Annotated in this window: 13 protein-coding genes; 4 read left to right on the top strand and 9 right to left on the bottom strand. The window is 44.8% G+C overall.

The genetic code is table 11. From position 1 onward, the window contains the following. Nucleotides 1-7: 7 nt before the first annotated feature. Together F0251_RS01960 and F0251_RS01955 are read right to left on the bottom strand one after the other, a co-directional pair. Nucleotides 8-637, bottom strand: coding sequence for a TetR/AcrR family transcriptional regulator (locus F0251_RS01960; RefSeq protein ID WP_061031656.1), 630 nt, complete (start codon nt 635-637; stop codon nt 8-10). A 437-nt stretch (nt 638-1,074) separates the two neighbouring features. Next, nucleotides 1,075-4,170 (bottom strand): VCBS domain-containing protein, encoded by a 3,096-nt coding sequence (locus F0251_RS01955; protein WP_171730185.1) that lies wholly within the window; start codon nt 4,168-4,170, stop codon nt 1,075-1,077. Between the two features lie 300 nt (nt 4,171-4,470). Here F0251_RS01955 and F0251_RS01950 point away from each other — a divergent pair, with 300 nt between their 5' ends. Both F0251_RS01950 and F0251_RS01945 read left to right on the top strand, forming a co-directional pair. After that, nucleotides 4,471-5,778 (top strand): TolC family outer membrane protein, encoded by a 1,308-nt coding sequence (locus F0251_RS01950; RefSeq protein WP_061031658.1) that lies wholly within the window; start codon nt 4,471-4,473, stop codon nt 5,776-5,778. After that, on the top strand, nt 5,778-6,389 hold the full coding sequence (locus tag F0251_RS01945) for an OmpA family protein (protein ID WP_105059381.1): 612 nt from the start codon (nt 5,778-5,780) through the stop codon (nt 6,387-6,389). The genes F0251_RS01950 and F0251_RS01945 overlap by 1 nt, the downstream gene beginning before the upstream one ends. Before the next feature lie 197 nt (nt 6,390-6,586). Here the strand turns inward: F0251_RS01945 and nhaA are convergent, their stop codons facing one another. From nhaA to F0251_RS01920, 5 genes are all read right to left on the bottom strand, one after another. Further along, complete coding sequence (gene nhaA / locus F0251_RS01940; protein ID WP_008222837.1) at nt 6,587-7,750, bottom strand: Na+/H+ antiporter NhaA; 1,164 nt, start codon at nt 7,748-7,750, stop codon at nt 6,587-6,589. Between the two features lie 275 nt (nt 7,751-8,025). Further along, nucleotides 8,026-9,174 (bottom strand): lipocalin-like domain-containing protein, encoded by a 1,149-nt coding sequence (locus F0251_RS01935; protein WP_061031659.1) that lies wholly within the window; start codon nt 9,172-9,174, stop codon nt 8,026-8,028. Then, nucleotides 9,164-11,617, bottom strand: coding sequence for an FtsX-like permease family protein (locus tag F0251_RS01930; protein WP_061031660.1), 2,454 nt, complete (start codon nt 11,615-11,617; stop codon nt 9,164-9,166). Before F0251_RS01930 ends, F0251_RS01935 begins: the two co-directional genes overlap by 11 nt. Continuing rightward, the gene (locus F0251_RS01925; RefSeq protein ID WP_116870338.1) at nt 11,598-12,269 is read right to left on the bottom strand and encodes an ABC transporter ATP-binding protein; all 672 of its coding nucleotides are present in this window, start codon (nt 12,267-12,269) and stop codon (nt 11,598-11,600) included. The genes F0251_RS01930 and F0251_RS01925 overlap by 20 nt, the downstream gene beginning before the upstream one ends. 122 nt (nt 12,270-12,391) lie before the next feature. Next, nucleotides 12,392-13,765, bottom strand: a complete 1,374-nt coding sequence (locus F0251_RS01920; protein WP_105059326.1) for an MATE family efflux transporter — start codon at nt 13,763-13,765, stop codon at nt 12,392-12,394. A 470-nt stretch (nt 13,766-14,235) separates the two neighbouring features. Between F0251_RS01920 and F0251_RS01915 the strand changes: the two genes are divergently transcribed. Together F0251_RS01915 and F0251_RS01910 are read left to right on the top strand one after the other, a co-directional pair. Next, nucleotides 14,236-15,663 carry a cytochrome c peroxidase gene (locus F0251_RS01915; protein WP_171730184.1) on the top strand — a complete coding sequence of 476 codons (1,428 nt, stop codon included), beginning with the start codon at nt 14,236-14,238 and terminating at the stop codon, nt 15,661-15,663. Nucleotides 15,664-15,818: 155 nt separating this feature from the next. Continuing rightward, nucleotides 15,819-17,243, top strand: a complete 1,425-nt coding sequence (locus tag F0251_RS01910) for a DUF2867 domain-containing protein (RefSeq protein WP_171730183.1) — start codon at nt 15,819-15,821, stop codon at nt 17,241-17,243. Nucleotides 17,244-17,594: 351 nt separating this feature from the next. Here the strand turns inward: F0251_RS01910 and F0251_RS01905 are convergent, their stop codons facing one another. Together F0251_RS01905 and F0251_RS01900 are read right to left on the bottom strand one after the other, a co-directional pair. After that, nucleotides 17,595-18,254, bottom strand: coding sequence for a DUF2913 family protein (locus F0251_RS01905; RefSeq protein ID WP_008222810.1), 660 nt, complete (start codon nt 18,252-18,254; stop codon nt 17,595-17,597). Then, nucleotides 18,254-19,471, bottom strand: coding sequence for a Bcr/CflA family multidrug efflux MFS transporter (locus tag F0251_RS01900; protein WP_008222808.1), 1,218 nt, complete (start codon nt 19,469-19,471; stop codon nt 18,254-18,256). Before F0251_RS01900 ends, F0251_RS01905 begins: the two co-directional genes overlap by 1 nt. Nucleotides 19,472-19,588 lie beyond the last annotated feature (117 nt).

The following is a 19,588-nucleotide window of genomic DNA, read 5'->3' as shown; positions in this document are numbered from 1 at the left end:
TATTGTTTTATTCTTCTGCTGACATGCCAGCGGCCAAGTATGGAATTAAAATATCGACCACTGCTTTGGCATCTATTTTCTTCCCGTAATCATTCTCTGCAATTTCTACGAGAGCTTGACTGGAAGCCATGGTGAATACACAAGTTCCTAGGGTGAAGTGCAATCGCCAAAATAACTGTTCTTTGGTGAGGTTCGGGTTAGCCTTCATTACTGAGCTAGTAAACAAAGTGAGTACTTCGCTGTAACGAGTCGTAATGAACCAACGTAAATGCCCCTGTACGTCCGTGTAGCCTCTGCCGATAAGTAACATGAATCTGCTAGTACCATTTGGCCTTACATCATTCAGTGCTCTTAATGGCTGTCTCAAAGACTCAAACACGTCACTCATAGAATACGTTTCGTTCAAGTTTAAGTTCACTAGTGCATCTTGCAGCGCAGGCATGAATGCTTCTAGGTAGCGATTGAGTACCGCACGAACCAGAGTTTTCTTGTCGCCAAAGTGGTAGTTCACCGAAGCTAGGTTGACGTTCGCTTTGCCCGTAATGGTGCGTAAAGAGGTGTCATTAAAGCCATGCTCAGCAAACAAGCCTTCAGCTACGTCTAAGATTTTGTCTTTGGTTGTACTTCTTGGTGCCATTTCAATCACTCGTATTAAACAACTGTTTGAAATATACGACGAGAACATTTATTTAACAAGCAAGCAACATCACATTTTCACAAATTGGTCGTACCAGTTAAAAAATATCGCCACTAACCGATTGAATCGCGGGATGTTTAAGAAAAAAGTAAAATTTAATGAATTTTCTGGGAACTGAATTAGAAATGGGGAGTCATAAATTACGTAGAAAACAGAGTATTTAGAAGTTTAACAGGCCGTCAAACTTGTTGTTCTCCCTGCTTTCTTAATTACTGCATTTTCCTTATTAACTCCTATACTTGTATCCGCCCAAACCACGTTGGTTTGGGCTTTTTTTTGCCTGGGATTCACTCTTTACCGGCAGTGTTCTCCCACAAAAAAGCCCCCAATATTGGGGGCTATGATTAGACTAAACGCTGGCACCATGGCCCGACATATCAGGCCGCATCATTTTTAATGAGCTCTCCCAGCACTGCGAGATCATTACCTAAGTCAACCGATGCGGCCACTTCTGTTGCAATCCCCTCTACAACAATAGTTTGAGAATCACCTCCATCATTGATTGGGATTGACAACGCAATATCATCCCCATCAACATTAACCTCAATCATACCCAGTAGCTCAGCCATTTGAGTTTCATCTTGTGGGTCTTCTAGCAGATCATTGAGATCTATCAAATCACCTGAACCATTCGTATACAGCTCAAAATCTTTGATGATATCCGTACCATTATCAAGCGCTGAATCTAACCAGGTGAAAATGTTATCGTCACTGTCACCAATCAGTAAGTCATTACCAGAACCCGCGAATAAGGGCTCGTTACTCGCTGCACTTATCACGTTATATTGTTGTGGCTCTTCAATATCAACGGTCACTGTTTCTACGCTACTTTCGGTACCCGTTGAATCAACAGCAACATAGTCAAATTGTGGGTCATCGGTAACCGCTTCATTACCTTGTACATAGCGTAGCTCCCAACTTCCCCCTGTCGACGAAAGCTCCATGCCCACGATGGGGTTACTTGGTGAGGAGTAACTAAACTCATAAAGAATTTGACTGTTCCCAGTGTCGCCAGGGTCTTTTTGATACTGCTCTGTGTGTGTTGTACCGTCAGCGAAAGTATAAAGAACTTCCACATAAACGTTACTATTGGTGTTAAACGCACCACCCAAACCGTCTAAACCAAAGTCAACGACCTCTAGTGGGTTATTTGAAAAATCGAGGATCAAGGTTTCCTGTTTGTTCATACCTCTACCATCGGTATCACCAATACCAAAGCCAACATGAGGCTGCTCTCCTTGGTATTGCTTCAGAGGTTTATCGTTGTTGTCCTCAATCGATAGAGTAATCGTGTTGCCATTTTCTAATGTAATCAGCCTCTCTGTCGGGGAAACCTCTACCCCCCAATTGTAAAATCCATCAACGAGCGCTGGCATATCCTCCGGCTCGCCACTAAAGCCCATTTCAAATGGCTGACCAGGCCCGGCAACGAAGCTAATGTTGTTTGGAATAAACAATACTTCATTATCCACATCAGACTGCACAATCTCTCTAGTAACGCCATTTTCATCGGTATATAGCAATGTGCCACTGGTTGGCAGTGTCTGAATACGAACATGTAAAGCTATGTCATTATGATCATCTTCCACATCTGAAATGTAGTCAGGTATACCACCATCTTCAGAATCGAACAGAATTGGTATCACGGCGTCATCATCATTGACGACAGTAAAACTGGTTGCTTCAGGCGCATCGTTCACACCATTAATTGTAATTTCAATAACATGTTCAACACCATCGGTCGCGGTAACAACATACCTTTCGATTACGGTGTCATCGTCCCCTAAGTATTGGACAGCATTGTTATCGACAACATAACTCCAGGCTCCCTCTGGTGTGATAGTCAACATGCCTAGAGCAAGTGAATACGTTGACCCTACTGGTGTAAACACTCCGTTTGGCTTAAACGCCGGGTTATCGCTGGTATCGACATCAGTAATAGTCAATGTACCAGATGCCATTAACTCATTAGTTTCGGTGTTTACATTAAGATCCTCTGTTACCTCTCCGGTATCCGAATCCCCTTCACCTACAGTGATTTCCGATGGGTCATCCGCACCGTTTATAGTGATGGTCACTTCACTGGTTGTACCGTCTATTGCTGTTACGGTGTAAACCTCAGTAACAAACTCGTCGTCATCTAAGTACTGAACATCATCATTGTTAACAACGTAGGTCCATTCACCATCGTCAGTGATGGTCAACATCCCCAATGCGGTTTCATTCGTTGAACCTTCTGGGGTAAAAATTCCGTTTGGTTGGAAAGCTGCGACATCATTGGCATCAACATCGGTGATAGTCAGTGTGCCAGAAGTCGTCAGATTATTGCTCTCTAGATCAACCTCAACATCCTCAGTCACCTCTCCGGTGTCCGAATCCCCTTCACCTACCGTTATTTCAGATGGGTCATCCGCACCATTTATTGTAATGGTCACTTCACCTGTGGTGCCATCGCTGGCCGTAACGGTATAAACCTCAGTAACAGATTCGCCGTCATCTAGGTATTGCACGTCATCGTTATTAACGACGTAGGTCCAAGCACCATCAGGGTCAATAGTTAAAACGCCAATCTGTGAGTCGTTTGTTGAGCCTTCAAGGTTGAAATCGCCGTCAGGCAAAAAGGTAGGAATATCACTATCTATATCCGTCACCACCACTTGCCCAGAAGTGACCAATTGGTTTGTGACTTCATCTACATTGATATCTTCGGTTACACTTCCAGAATCATCAGTTGCCACAGCCGCATCATCAGTACCGATGATGGTGACTGTAATGACTTGTTCTTGACCATCAGAGGTTTGCACAGTCGTTGTGTCTTGAATCTGCTCACCGTCAGCGAGCTCATCGAAGGGACTGTTAGCAGTAAAAGTCCAAGTCCCGTCTTCATTAATAATGAAAGTTCCAAGCCCATTATCCCCGTCAACCTCTTTGCCCACAAAGGTAACGTCTGGATTATCGCTGGTTATCGCTCCCCCAGTTTCAATAGGCTCATCCTGCTCAAACTCGATAACGTCGGTCTCACCGGATACGAGCACTAACGCGATAATATCAAAAAGAGCGACACTCTGAGTCTCAGACAATCCCTGAGATTCAAAACCGTCAGTTTCAAAATTAGTTTCTGCTAACGTTTCTGCGCCCGTTCGTTCAATCCTACCGCTGTTGGTAAGGCTCGATCCCTCCTCACCTGCAGCAGTATTGAACTCTTCTCCCAGTTCCGTTGGATCGAAGCCTTGCTCGATAGCTTGCTGGACTTGAGCGACCGCATCGTCAATATCAAGGTCTACTTGTTGGTTTTGGCTACCTACAAATCGTGCTGAGACGTCTGGCACGCTGTTCTGGTTTGTACCAAGATTGATGATGACATCACCGGCGGCGGGTTGCTCACCAGGAGACAAACGTCTGACTTGACCTTGAGCATCGAGCACGACGCTTCCACTAGCCAAGCCTAGTATATTTAGGTTTATGTTTCCCATATCCACGTTCCCACTTCTACCAGAATACGCCAAAACACGGGCCCACTCCCATTGTGTTCAATGGCAATTTCTTACAATAAATTTAGTAGTCATACTATTGATAATCAACTCATTAAAGCGCGTGTGTTAATCAAGTTTTCAAATTAGTCAATAGCAATAACCACTTACAAGCAAAAATAACTCAACAAACTTCGCATTTTTTGGCAAATGTCCTAAGCTTCGTTTAACAGCCCTCTCTTAATTCTGCGGTAAACGCAGGTTGGGAAACGGAAAAACATTGAAAGTAGAAGGAGAGCTACTTTGAAATTGTTTAAATTGCCCATAATATGCTGCGTATTTGCAGCAACACCACTCGCCGCTCAAACTCTGGAACAGGCTGTCGCTATCACTTTGGCAACCAACCCTGAGATAAAAAGTATCTTTAATGAATTTGAGAGTGTGAGAAAGCGTAACGATGCTTCTAGTGGTGCATACAGACCCAGTATCGACCTTGACGCTGGTATTGGTTATGAAGGTATAAACCCTGCACCAAACAATGGGCCCGATACTGACTTAACCAGAAAGGAAGCGACGATTTCCCTCACTCAGTTGCTGTGGGATGGCTCTGCGACGTTATACGACATGGATCGGACGGCTGCTGAAGCTGAGTCGGTTCGCTTGCAATTGATCGCTGATGCCGAAGACAAAGCATTGGAGGTAACACAAATATATCTAGACGCGGTAAAGGCAACCGAAGTCTTGGCACTGTCAGAAAGTAACCTTGCTATCCATAAAAAAATCTATAAGGACATCAAAAAGCGAGCAAGCTCAGGTATCGGCTCCACAGCAGATGTATCACAAGTAGAAGCTAGGATTGCAAAAGCTCACGGTAACTTACTAGCAGCTCAGAATAATCTAGTGGATACACATACCCAATTTCGAAGAGTGGTTGGTCAAGAACCACTTGGTTTAATCTACCCAAGAGCCGATATATCAATGATTCCGTTGTCATTAACGGATGCCCTCGTTGATGCATTAGACAAACACCCAGTCATCAAAGTCGCAAATGCGGATGTCGATTCAGCGCACTTCCAATACAAACAATCGAAAGGCGTGAATTACCCGACATTCTCCATTGAAGCATCACAATCATGGCGAGATGATGCAGGCGGTGACGAAGGTTCTAGCCAAGAAACTTTGGCGATGCTGAGAATGCGATACAACCTATACAACGGTGGCACAGACAGCGCGAACTCGGAAGCAGCCGCCTATCAACTAAATAAAGCCAAAGACTTGAGGGATAGAGCATATCGTCAAGTCGAAGAAGGGCTTCGCCTATCATGGAGTGCCTTGGATTTAACACTGCAACAAAAGAACTTCTTATCTGACCATGTTGATTCAGCATCGGAGACGGTTATCGCTTATGGCAAACAATACCGAATTGGCAAACGAACTCTGTTAGATTTGCTCAACACTGAGAATGAGCTGTTTGAAGCTCGAAAAGATTATTTAGATGCCCATTACGCTGAACAATACGCTAAGTATCGAGTAATGAACGCAACGGGCTCTTTATTGAACGCTCTACTGGTTGATATTCCAGATGAGTGGACAACGGCAGTGGAGTATTAATTATGAAGATCACTTACTTACTACTTCCCGCATTAACCATGACATTGCTCGCTTGTTCTAGCCAACAGGAAGAAGAGTATATTGAGACACCTAAGGCAGAACAAATATCGGACCTCCAAGACGATGATAAGGATGGTGTCGTAAACGCGCGTGATACGTGCCCCGGTACACCAGAAAGTTCGCAAGTCGACAATGAAGGCTGTGGGGAAACAATTAAATCAGAAGAAGTGAGACAACTTAAAATACTCTTTGCTCACGACTCCTATGAGGTTAATCCAATATTCTCGGACCAAATAAGCACCATGGCAGAGTTTCTTGAAACCTACAAAAGTGCATCCATCGAAATTCAAGGTTACGCAAGTAAGCTTGGTTCAAACGAATACAACTTAGAGCTCTCCAAAAAGAGAGCAAATAACGTTCAAGATGAGTTACTTGCAAATGGTATCGAGCCGGAACGTGTGAGAATTGTGGGTTATGGTGAAGAACGCTTAGAGAGTGATGGCGATGATCCCACTTCCCATGCTTTGAACCGTAAAGTAACCGCAACCGTGGTTGGATTAAGCGAACAAATCGTAGAAGAGTGGACCATCTTCACCACACTTGAAAAATAGACAGACGCTCCGCAGTTACAGTACGTAAAGGAAGAGCATTAATCAAAAAGAGAAAAGCCGCGATAGGAATACCCATCGCGGCTTTTTGTTCTTTGAAACTACTGAGTCTCGGGAATGACTCTGTAATTTTTATTGCTACTCAAGCATTAGCTTGTTATTCAGGAACTAGCTCGATGGTTAACCGAGCTAATCACCGATTAAAGTTTTACTTCTTGGTGCTTGGTTTTCGGTAAAGAAATGCTTAGCAGGAAGTAACCTAAGATAGCGGCTGTTGTTGAACCCATCAGGATACCTAGTCGAGCTAGCGTATCAAAATCTGCGTTCGTTGGACCAAATGCCAATGATGAAATAAAGATAGACATCGTAAAGCCAATACCACACAGCACAGATACCGCGAAGATGTTCATGAAGTTGACACCTTCAGGTAGCTTAGCGACACCCGTTTTCACAGCGCCCCAGCTGAATAGGAAGATACCCAGCGGCTTACCAACCAATAGACCCATAGCGATACCAAGAGGTAGCATGCCCGTAAGGTTTGAAATTGAGATACCTTCCAGTGAGATACCTGCGTTTGCAAATGCGAAGATTGGCAGAATTGCAAAGGCTACGTATGGGTGCAGTGCGTGCTCTAGGTGTTTCAGTGGAGAGTGCTCTCCTTTATTGCCTTTCAGTGGGATAGCAAAGCCAATTACTACACCCGCCAATGTTGCATGAACACCAGATTTCAATACTGCGAACCACAGAATGGCACCAACAATCAGGTAAGCGCTCAGTTTAGTCACATGCTTGTTGTTTAACATGAACAGCACACCCGTTGCGATGAAACCAACGGTAAGCGCAAGCGTTGATAAGTCACCTGAGTAGAACAATGCAATGATAACAACAACACCTAGGTCATCGATAATTGCTAGAGCCAGCAGGAACACTTTCAAGCTTACTGGTACTCGGTTGCCTAGAAGCGCCATGATACCTAACGCGAATGCGATATCAGTTGCAGCCGGGATAGCCCAACCTTGAAGCGCTTCAGGATTACTAGAGTTAAATAGCACGTAAATAAGTGCAGGAGCCAACATACCACCTACCGCAGCGATAGCTGGGAAGATAGCAGTCTCTTTAGACTTCAATGCGCCTTCTAAAAGCTCACGTTTAACTTCTAAGCCAATTAGAAGGAAGAAGACAGCCATTAAGCCATCGTTGATCCAGTGAGACACAGACATACCGAGAACGTAACTGTGCAGGACGCCCTGGTACATTTCGTTCAGTGGTGAGTTTGCTACAAACATTGCGATCGCCGCAGCGATAACTAGGATGATGCCGCCAGCAGATTCCATTTTAAAGAAGTCACGGATGACGTCGGTCATGATTTCGCCCTTATATTTATTATTTAAATAAACGAATAACAAAGAATAACCATGAGTTTATATCCAAGCTTTATCGATAGATAATCACTTCTTTGGATGTTTAACTTCGGTTTTTCCTACAAATACTAAACAATACGTCGTATATTCCATAATGTTGTTATGCACCATAAATTAAGTATAGATGAGAACATCACACCTGTATGCACAATTCATTGAGTGCTAACAAAACTAGGAAACATAAAAAAAGGCTATCAAATGATAGCCTTAGGTGTTTTTTAGTAGCCGGTGAGCTGCATAAAGCCGGTCGCTTCATGGCTGCCGCTGGCCATTATTGGTCCTTCCCAATAAGGTATGACAAATGGCAGCCACATATCTCGGCGTATGATACGTGTAGTCAGGTTGATATCGTGCTCAGGGACGTTAATGATCCACTGAAGCGGCATTCGCCTACCGTTCATTAGCGTTGTATTCTGCAAAGGCTGAATCGAAATATCCGACTCCGTTAGCTGGTAAACCTTGCCAGAACGAGTGGCTAACGTTCCGAATACATAGGGTAACTGCTGATTATGGCGATAGCGGTTGATGCTCAGTGCTGTACCGTCATCAAGGTTAAACACAAACCAATCCCAGCCTTGCTGACCGACTCCAAGTAAGCCACTGCCCCACTCTTTGTGGACCCACGCTGTGCCTTCTACTTCCTTAGCTACGCCATCAAGGTTCAGTACACCACTCAGTGATAAGAACGGCGCGCTGAAGTTATAAGATGCAACAGGTAATAAATCGTGCTTTTTCTGATAGCCGTTTTCCCCATTAAGTACATATGGCCCTTTCGCCACTGTATCTAATTGAAGACCGAACGTATCCGTTTGCACTTGAAGGCGGCCAGGAAACGGCGTGTTACCCAGCGAACGCCAATTCCAATTATCAATCCAAATTCTAAATGGACGACTGGTCATTCCCGCTTGGCCAATGCCACCACGAGCCATACGTTGCTCTTTCCACACTTTAGATTTAGAAGAAACGACCACGTTAGAAATATAGACTTGCGGGCTCTGCCACCCAGGAGTCTCACGTTCGTCGGTCGCAATACGGAAAAAGCTCCACTGAACCGAATAGTCTTTGCCATCGTCGCCTTTTAAAGACGCAAAATAGTGCCACCACTCATGTTGAAATTCTGGATGGAACTTAAAATCGCGCGGCAGGGAAACGCTTCGATCCGGCAACACAGGCTCAAACACATTGAAGTGCTCGCTGACTAGCACAGAGTTAACCTCGTTAACCCCTTTCTCACCTGGGTCGATGAAATAGGAGTAGTAACCCCAAACACTTAAAAAGATGCCGAAGAAACTGATTAACAGTAGCGAAGACAAAAAACGATGTCTGAACTTAGTTGAGCTGTTGCGTAGAAACATATTAAAGGGCATCCCTCAGTGACTTCATCGGTGTGTTCCGAATCATTCTCATCACAGGTAAAGCACCAGCTATCATCAATGCTGCCATTGCCCAAGCAAATGTCCCGAAATAGTCCCAGGGGAGAACTTGTAATTCGAGTGACCACCCAAAAGACTGCTTAATGACGATATCCACAATCAAACTCGCCAACGCTAAGCCAAGAGGAACCGCGATTAAAGAAGAGATAAGCCCAAACACAAACAGCTGTAAACTACCGGTAAGAATCAACTCTTTCGCTGATACGCCTAAACATCGTTGCAACGATATATGCCTTTGTCTTGAAACCTCACCAGCGACAGTCGCAAAGAAAATACCGAACACGGCGATTACCAAGGTAATGTTACCCAAAGTATCTGCAATGGCGAAGGTTCTATCAAACACGCGCATCGCTTGGCTATGAATATTGTTGTTATCGAATATGCGTTCAGAACCAAGCCTGAATACACTTTCCAATCGGCTTCTAAGCCCTACTGCATTCACATCATCTTTCAGTATGACGCCAAGCCCAACATTACCTCGACCTGCAAAACCGTATAACCAGTTTCGATGTGACATCATCACTTGGTGATAAGGGTTACCATAATCGTAATACACACCAACGACCTGCCAGCCAGAGCCAAGGTTATCGTAGAGATCAATATAATCACCAGGACGAATCCCTAGCTTGAGTGACATGGATTCGCTGATCAACACACCTTTAGAATGGTGTAAGTGATACCAGTAATTCGGTATACCAAGTTTAATCGTCAGTGCTGCAAGTTCGCCTTCTGAAGGTCCAGTACTCACCACTTGAATACTGCCCATTGGAGAAGCGACATCTTTTTCCCAGCGCCACCATACAGAATCTACTTCAGGTTGTTCCGACAACCAGTTACTCATGCGAGCCGCCGCATTGTTGGTTGGGTATATATAGAGGTCCGCGGCTAATCGCTGTGTTAACCACTTATCCGTGGTGTCTCTGAAACTACCGACCATGGTTTCAACGCCAATGTTCGCAGTTAACGCCAACATAAAGGCCATAGTCGCAACACCACGGTAGCTCATGCTTGATGCTGCGTCCGCGAAGAACCAGCGAGCACGAACCCAACGCAATGAGTAAGAGAGACTGTTGAACAACTTCCACATAAGGAATGGTGTAAAGAGAGCCACACTCACCAGCATTAAAGCAATGATGGCAAAACCAGACTCTTGAGTTTGGGGTGCTTGATAAACTGCAACAGCAGCAACAAGGAAGCCACAACCAATCAACGCTTGCCATGTAAACTCTGTACCCGCAAAACGCATCAACGATAGGCGAGAAGACAAACGAATCGGCTGAGATTTAAGTAAACGAACCAACGGCCATGCGCACGCCAAGAAAGCACCAATCAATGCCATCATTAAGCTATAACCGCTCCAACGCCAATTCCAGTCAATCGTTAAGCCAACATTGGCGTCATATAAATCACCAAGGCTAGAAGACACCGCTGGCAACAGTTGGTTCGCAAGCATCAAACCAAAGACATTACCGCAGATCCAACTCAATAAAACCAGAATCAATAGCTCTAAACATAGAGCTTTAGTGAGCTGCCACCCCGACACACCTGTTTGTCTTAATATCCCCACCAGCGGCTGACGCTGAATAAAAGACAATGACATCGCTTGATAGAAAATAAATAAGCCCACGACAAACGACAGCATCCCCATCGCTTTTAGGTTTAAATGGAAAGCGCTAGTAAGAGATTCAAGCTCTGCTTTAGAACTGCGCGAAATCGTCAATCCATTCGGTAGAATATTTTTAAGGCGTTCAAACTTCTCAGTGGACATATCTGAACAGGCAATGACCGACAAACCAGCGCTGCGTTTCAGCATTCTAAGTAGCGAGATATCAGCTATCAGCCTAGTACCATCAATGATGTTGTTTTGATCAACCATTAATGGGCCAAGCTCTGAACCATCCATAAGGTGGATATAGTCACCGTTCTTCCACTCCATGTGTTCAGCAAGGTCATCGCTCACAAGGATTGGGTACGGCGGTTTCATCAGGTTCAACGTATTAAGATCTTTTAACGCCACGCCCGGTTGCAGTTGAAGCATCGAAACAGGGTCGATACCAATCAACATAAAGTTCGCGCCATTTTCATCAGTGATACGATGGTGGTCAAAAGGAGAACACTGTTGAAAGCCTTCACGGCGAAGCTGGATATAAAAACCTTGCGGGATTTTATTAGCGTTGTGTTTTGGTCGAATACGATAAGGAAGAGGATTCGAAAAGAGTTTTTCGCCATGAGCATAGCTTTGCTTGGCGTGTTGGTTGATAGCAGTAACACCAACCAAAAGTGATACGCCTAGCGTTAAGCCAAGCCATACCAAGATAATCTGCAGTGGGTAACGTCGATAATGACCGAGTAGCGCCTTAACTACGGGCCATAACATGCAGTTGCCCTCCTTGTAGGCGGATCCGGCCGTCCATATGCAGTGCGACTTTCTCACTGTGTGTGACCAACAGTAATGTACATTCTAATTGACGAGCCAAAGAAGTCAGCAAGCGCATTACCGCTTCCGCATTACGCTCATCTAAGCTACCCGTAGGTTCATCCGCTAATAAGATCTTTGGTTCCATGTACAACGCACGAGCAATCGCGGCACGTTGCTGTTGTCCACCCGATGCTTCCTCAGGGTAGCGACCAAGTAAAGGCATAAGATCTAAGGCAGAGAGAATCTGTCTCCAAAGGCCTTTATCTTCAGGCAAGCCTTTTAACTGACGGCAAAAGCGGATGTTATCAGCGATATTCAGCGTTGGTAATAAATTGAATTGCTGAAAAATATGACCAATATTGTTGCGACGATAAGCTGTGCGTTCTCGCTCAGTAGAATCGTGCATATTGAAGTGAGGAAAAACGACTTCGCCAGAGTCAGCCAAATCCAAACCGGCAATCAGGTTCAATAAAGTACTTTTACCTGAACCACTTTCTCCCATTAATGCTAGCTGGTCACCTTGGTTCAATGTCAGTTCAGCACCTTGCAAAACAGGGTGGAACTCCCCCCCATCGACATAGCCTTTACATAGGTCTGACAGCTTTAACATTAAACAGCTCGCATTAGTTAGAATTTGGAAGGAGAATCTACACTAATTCCCTGTTAGGAGGAAGTATTTTGAAAGATAGATCACACACCAATGATAAAGTGATGCGATTGATGCGCCCTACTTCAACTTCCTATCAAGTTTTTAATCCATTTTCTTGTTTTCATGCGATAGAGCGACCCACTCCACTTAATCACCTCTTCAGTAAGGAAAAGTAAATACACCCACTCAGGTGGAAACTTGAGGTAGATAGCCGCGATAGCAGCCAATGGAATACCAATCACCCACTGTGCAATCAAATCTTGATACAGACAGAACTTAACATCACCGCCCGCTCTCAATACGCCAACAATTACAGTCATCGGAATAGAGCGGATAACAATGCCGACGCTGAGTATTAAAATAAACTTCTCAGAGAGTGCACGCGTTTCTTCCGTTAAAGCACTAAAGGCATTCAAGATTGGCGTTTGTACAAAGTAGAGGAAAATCGCGACTACAATACTGGTTAAGAAACACAAGATAGTAATGCCAAGCGCTTGGTAATAAACCACTTCATTGTTTTTAGCGCCGAGCTGGTTCCCCACTAACACTGCAGCTGCATTCGACATACCTATCAATAAACTCAATGAGATCGACTCAACAGGCGTCATCACCGATAAAGCCGCCAAGCCTTGCACGCCTGACTGACCCATGATGGCGTGATAAGCAAACAAGCCACCAGCCCAAGCTAAGAAATTAAAGGTTGTCGGCAGAGACAGTTTCAAGAAGCGAACGACTTTATCTACTGTTGCCGCAGCTTTTATGTCACTGAACTTGAAAGCGAGTAAGTGTCTAGAGAAATAGAGATACCCAAACAAGGTCGCAACCTCAATAGCGCCACTTAATACTGTGGCTATCGCGGCACCTTTGATACCTAGTGCGGGAAACCCTAGGTTACCGAAGATCAGCACCCAGTTTAAAAACACGTTGGACAAGATACCGATACCACTGAAGAAGGTACTTAGCCCAGGTTTGTGCATCGCTCGTAAGCCAACGGCCATGCTGCTAACGCACGACACCGCCAACATACTAAAAGAGGTAATGACGATGTATTCAACACCTAAACTGATCACTTCTTGAGAATCAGTCGTCACACCCATGATTTGAGCAGGGAAAGAGACAAAGAAGACAATAGTCAGAAGAGCAAACAAGGTCGAAACCAACCAGGTTAATGCGGTACTTTCCCTTACCCCTTGCCTATCACCGGCTCCCCAATACTGAGCAGTAAGTAGAGCACCACCAGTGGTCACACCCACCAGCATAATAGTCGTCACAAACATCGCACGGCTTGCGACACCAACCGCCGCAATATCAGCTTCCCCAAGTTGGCCTAACATCAGCACATCCACCAAGCCTCGGCTTGAAAACATAATGCTCTGCAAGGTGATTGGCAAAGCAATGGCAATCAGCCTGCGAACAAAATCGCCGCGTGTATGATGGATAATTGAAGAGAGCAGCATAGGCACACCTGAACGGAACGTATTGAAGGCAAAAGGAATATTCTTTCAGTATATCAATGTTCGAAATTCAACCATACATAAATCATACTGAATGCATAAAATTCCGTATAACGTCTTTGGCCGTTTCACTCATCAAACCTAAGCAAAATAAACGTGCCACTCCCGACTTGAAAATCGAATCGTTTATCAAACAAACCATAAAACATGAATATCAAACACGCATCATATATAAAACGCCTAACTTAATCTGTATTACAGCTAAATTGATGGAAATCAAAGTTAGTCCTGATGTTTATTTTATTGAATTTGTTAACAATTTTCACAAATCAAATTAACCGCATGATTTAAATGGCTTTATTTCGTTAAATTTTTAACCATCTAGTTATTCGATTAATATTCATTCCTTTTTGTCATTTCATAAACTGCCATTAATTCAATAACTTCCACCCCAGTTTCAATAGGGAGTTAAAATGAATAATAAAAAACTAATAATGAGTTTGGCGGGTGTTGGCATCTTGGCTTATCTGGGCATGGTTTATACGGTTGATAAAAACGATCAACGTCTTGCCGCTGAAAGCCTGGCGCAGTTTTCATCTTTGGATAAGTCCTCTTTAGACTACCAAGCGATGAAAGTACTCAGCGATAAAGGGTGTGCATATTGCCACACGAACGACAGCGAAATGCCTTTCTACTCTGAATGGCCGATTGCAAAACCACTCATGAATGCCGACATACAAACAGGTATGAAACACTTTGAAATTACTCAACTTTTCAATGGTATTCAGAATAATGAACCAGTATCCGAAGTAGCACTTGCGCGTATTGAAAAGGTACTTTACGACGGTTCGATGCCACCTAAGATCTATCAATCGATGCACTGGTCTGCTGGGATTTCAAATGAAGAAAAGCACACCTTGTTAAAGTGGATACGCCAAACAAGAGCGGACATTCACCAAGATTCTCCGGTAGATGACAGCCGCAGAGAAGGCACACTTCAGCCAATCTACACTCAGTTTGAGGTGGACGAAGACAGAGTTAAGCTAGGCAAAGCGCTCTACCACGACACTCGCCTATCCGGTGACGACACGGTTTCTTGTGCGACTTGCCATGGCTTAGACACAGGCGGTGTCGACAACTTAGTCGGTTCTGTTGGTATTCATGGTCAAGTTGGCGGAATCAATGCGCCAACAGTTTTCAACTCAGCGTATAACAAATTACAGTTTTGGGATGGCAGAGCGAATGACTTGCAGGACCAAGCCGGTGGTCCTCCTTTCAATCCAATCGAAATGGGCTCTGAAGGTTGGCAACAAATCATCGATAAGCTGAGTCGTGATCCTGACTTGGTTGCTAAATTCAACAAAACCTATGATGGCGAAATCACGGGTGACACCATCACTCATGCGATCGCTGAGTTTGAAAAAACCTTGGTAACACCCAACAGTCGATTCGACCAATACCTGACTGGCAATTCGGATGCGATTAACGCTCATGAAAAGCACGGGTTAAAGCTATTTAAACAATACAGCTGCGATACTTGCCATACGGGTGAGGCCATGGGCGGTGAAACCTTTGAAACCATGGGTATGAAAGCGGACTACTTCGCAGATAGAGGAACGGATATCACCCCAGAAGACTTGGGAAGGTACAACGTCACTGCGATTGAATCCGACAAGCACAAGTTCAAAGTACCAACGCTTAGAAACATTGAACTCACTGCACCCTACTTCCACGATGGCCATGCAGAGACCTTAGAGCAAGCGATCTTTGATATGGGTAAGTATCAAGTTGGTGTCGAGATGAGTGATGATGAAGTGGATGCTATCAAGGCATTCCTCAAGACGCTGACTGGCGAATATAAAGGAAACAACCTTAGCCCTAAAGCTCAGCAGCAGAGCTAACTAACGTCAATCGAAGTGACTAAATACTACCGATAAACTTAAGCCAATGGATTCTTTCTATTGGCTTTTTCATTGCCTATAGCTCGATTGGTTTTGCAGAAAAGTTCGCGTAGTATGAGTAAAGGACGGTTTGATACGCAATACATGGAGTAACGATGAAGAAAGTACTGGTTTTAGGCGCTTCTGGATATGTTGGTTCACAGCTACTTCCTCAACTGCTAGAGCAAGGTTATCAAGTAACCGCAGCAGCAAGGCACATCGACTACTTAAAAGCGAGAACTGAGCCTCATGAGAATTTGTCACTCGAATATCTCGATCTGGCAGACCAAGCGGCAACACAAGCTTTGGTTCCCGACTTTGATCTTATTTTCTTCCTTGTCCACGGGATGGCTGAAGGCCACGACTTCATTGATTACGAGTTAAACCTTGCTCGCAACTTTGTCTCTGCACTTGGTCCTAAAAACCAGCACGTTATCTACCTGAGCTCACTTCAGCCTCAAACCGGCGATTCTGAGCACCTTAAAGCGAGAAAGAAAACCGGTGAGCTCCTTCGAAAAGGATCGGTTCCCGTTACTGAGCTTCGAGCTGGCGTCATCATTGGCCCTGGTTCAGCTGCCTTTGAGATAATGCGAGACTTCGTTTACAACCTACCAATCATGATTGCGCCGAAATGGGTCGACTCAAAAGCTAACCCTATCGCATTGAAAAACCTCAATCACTACTTGTTAAAGCTCGCACAAGATACCCCAAGCGACAATCAGACCTTTGAGGTTGGTGGTCCAGATATCGTCTCTTATCGCAATCAATTCGCGCATATCGCCAAAACTGCCGATCGTCCACTTAGGTTGTGGGCGACTTCCCTACTCACGCCTAAAATCGCCTCTTATTGGCTTGGCGTGGTGACCTCTGTCCCTTCTAACATAGGGAGAGCATTACTCGCGGGTTTAAAGCATGACTTCATAGCTAACTCGACTACCATCCAAGAAAAATATCCGCAAAAACTCGTGTCGTTCGAGAGCATGGTTGAACAAGCGATTCATGCTGAGGGTAACTTCGTAAAAAGTAATGTGTGGGGCTTTGATAAAACCGCCTTTAAACGCTGGCAAGCGGGATACGGTTACTACCCGAAGAAGACAGGTGCAAGTATCACGTCGACTGCCTCACTAGAATCGCTTTGGCACGTAGCTCAACAGATTGGAAGCCCTAAACAGGGTTACTTCTTCGCTAACGCTTTATGGCGCACAAGAGAGTGGTTAGATCTCCTCTTTGGTGGAGGAGTACCCGTGCGACAAATGCCAGAAGGGCCAAAACTAAAAGTAGGCGACAAAATTGACTCATGGAAAGTAATTCGCTGTGAAGAGAACCAATTCCTATCGCTGCTATTTGGGATGAAAGGTCCGGGCTTAGGGCGATTGGAAATCACGGTTTCTGATAACGGAGACACACGCGAATTAAACATTACCGCTTGGTGGCACCCTAAAGGCTTTCTGGGGCTACTATATTGGTTCGCAATGATGCCAGCTCATCTATTTATCTTTAAAGGCATGGTAAAAGCAATAGAGAAGCAAGCTAAAAAATAGATGAGAGATGCGAGTAACGAGATGCGAAAAGATTAAAAGCAGATTCGAGTTCCGGGTAACGGGATGCGGAGAGATTAAAAGCAAATGCGGGATTCGAGTAACGGGATGCGAAGAGATTAAAAGCGGGTACGAGATTCGAGTAACGGGATGCGAAAAGATTAAAAGCAGATACGGGATTCGGGTAACGGGATGCGAAAACATTAAAAGCAGATGCGGGATTCGGGTAACGAGATACGAAAAGATTAAAAGCAGATGTGGGATTCTAGTGGCGACTGGCGCTATGAGAAGCAAACAAAAAGAGCGGATAATTCCGCTCTTCGTATCTCTAATCTCGCATCTCGTATCTATCCATTAACCAACAAAGCTAATTGGGATCTCAGCCAATTGGTTGCCTTGGTTAGCAGGGTATACGATGTATTCACCGTGATACTTCACGGCAGACTTGTAGTCAGTCACTTTATGAAGCATGAAGCCTGCTTCCATCGCCGCTTGGATAAACTCAGCGTGGTTACCACGAACAAACCAGTTCATCGGCTTAACCATCAACTCACCGTCGAAAGAGTCATCACACTGCTTACCACATAGCGCGAATGAGTGCTCACCATCGGTAAAGAACTGAATTTTGCCACCCGTGGTTAGCTCATCTTCGCTCGATACACTCCAGCCCATCTCATACATTTTGTCCATAAAGGCTTCAACGTCACTGTCTTTGAGTGCTTTAGGCTCTTCGCCTTCAGGGAAGAACTGAGCGTAAAACGCTGAGATTCGCTTAAACGTAAAGGTTAAATCAGAGTTGTTGCCCTTTGAACGCCCCTGCTTTTGCCAGCGAACCAAATCAGGCACAACAACACGATCATACGCTTGTGCTTTGATTGCTTTAGTTACCCAGCGAACAAGGTATAGGTTGTTTGCGATAGGTGCGTCAATCGCTTTGCCTGACTTGTGTAGCGCGTAAAGCTCACCAAGTGCGGTGTTCACAAGCTTCTGAATTTCAATATAGTATTTTGACATTATGCCTTCTTTCCTAATGTCCAATATAGTAATGCTGACAGTATTGCACATGCTGCCATCACCATAGCCATTGGTCCCGCAGTATCACTTGGTAGCATTGCGACAATTGCCCCAACCACAGAACCAGTACCAAATCTTAATGTGCCCGCGAGTGATGATGCCGTACCAGCCATATTCGGGTACCCACTGAGTAGCAGCGCCATTGAGTTACTACCAATGGTAGACAGTGTGCCGATAAACAGCATCACGAATGGCACAATGCCCCACAGGCCGATATCTAATGACCAGCCTACCAACAAACCTAAACCAGCGAACAGCTGAATGGTTAAACCCACTCGAAGCATCGCGTGAGAGCCGACTTTCTTCACAATTCGGCCATTAATGCTCGTCATCAAGATCATTGCAACGATGTTCAAGCCAAACAGGTAACCAAATAGGTCTGGGCGAACGCCATAGATGTCGATGTAAACAAACGAACCAGCGGTTAAGAATGCGAACATTCCCGAAAATGAAAATGCACCTGAAAAAATCAGTCCCATTGCCGTTGGGTTCTTACATAAACGAGCGTAGTTACGAATCGTCGTTTTGAAACGCAAAGGCTGTCGATTTTCTACCGGTAACGTCTCAGGGATCTTCATCGATACAGCTAAGATTACGATCACAGCAAAGATAGCCAGTACCCAGAAGATTGAGCGCCAACCAAACCACAATGCCAAGTAACCACCGATCATTGGTGCGATAAGTGGTGCAACCGTCATAACCAAGGTTACGAAAGACATGGTTCTCGCAAAATCTTCACGATCAAACATGTCACGAACAACCGCTTGGATGATTACAGCTGCCGCTGCGCCTGCAAAACCTTGTGCAGTACGAACGTAAGTCAGTGCTTCAATGCCATGAGTTGTCGCACTCACCACAGAAGCAATCGCAAACAAGAACACACCAATCAATAGTACTGGCTTACGTCCATAGCTATCAGCTAATGGGCCATGCAGCAGCTGACCCAACGCAAAACCTGCGGTATAAGCTGTTAGCGTTATCTGTACTTCGCCCGCCGTTACACCAAGATCTTTGGCAATGGTCGGCATTGCAGGCAAGTACATATCGATAGCAAGTGGCGTTAGTGCACCAATTGCACCGAGAATCAAAAACAGCACTAAGCCTAATTGTGGGGTTTCTGGTTGAGAGCTTGGACTCTGTGGGGTAGATGTCTGCATGGTTCTCCGAATGTTTAACTGATAAAACTAGGACCAGCGTGAACACGCAAGTCAAAAGATTGGCTGAGACTTTCCTAGTACCAGTCAACATCATCAGCCGACGCTATCCTTGGTCGG

Origin of the sequence: Vibrio sp. 070316B, from assembly GCF_013114115.1 — a bacterium.
Lineage (GTDB): Bacteria > Pseudomonadota > Gammaproteobacteria > Enterobacterales > Vibrionaceae > Vibrio > Vibrio chagasii_B.
The sequence above is the reverse complement of the archived record's forward strand: the minus strand, read 5'-3'. Positions and strand labels throughout refer to the sequence as shown.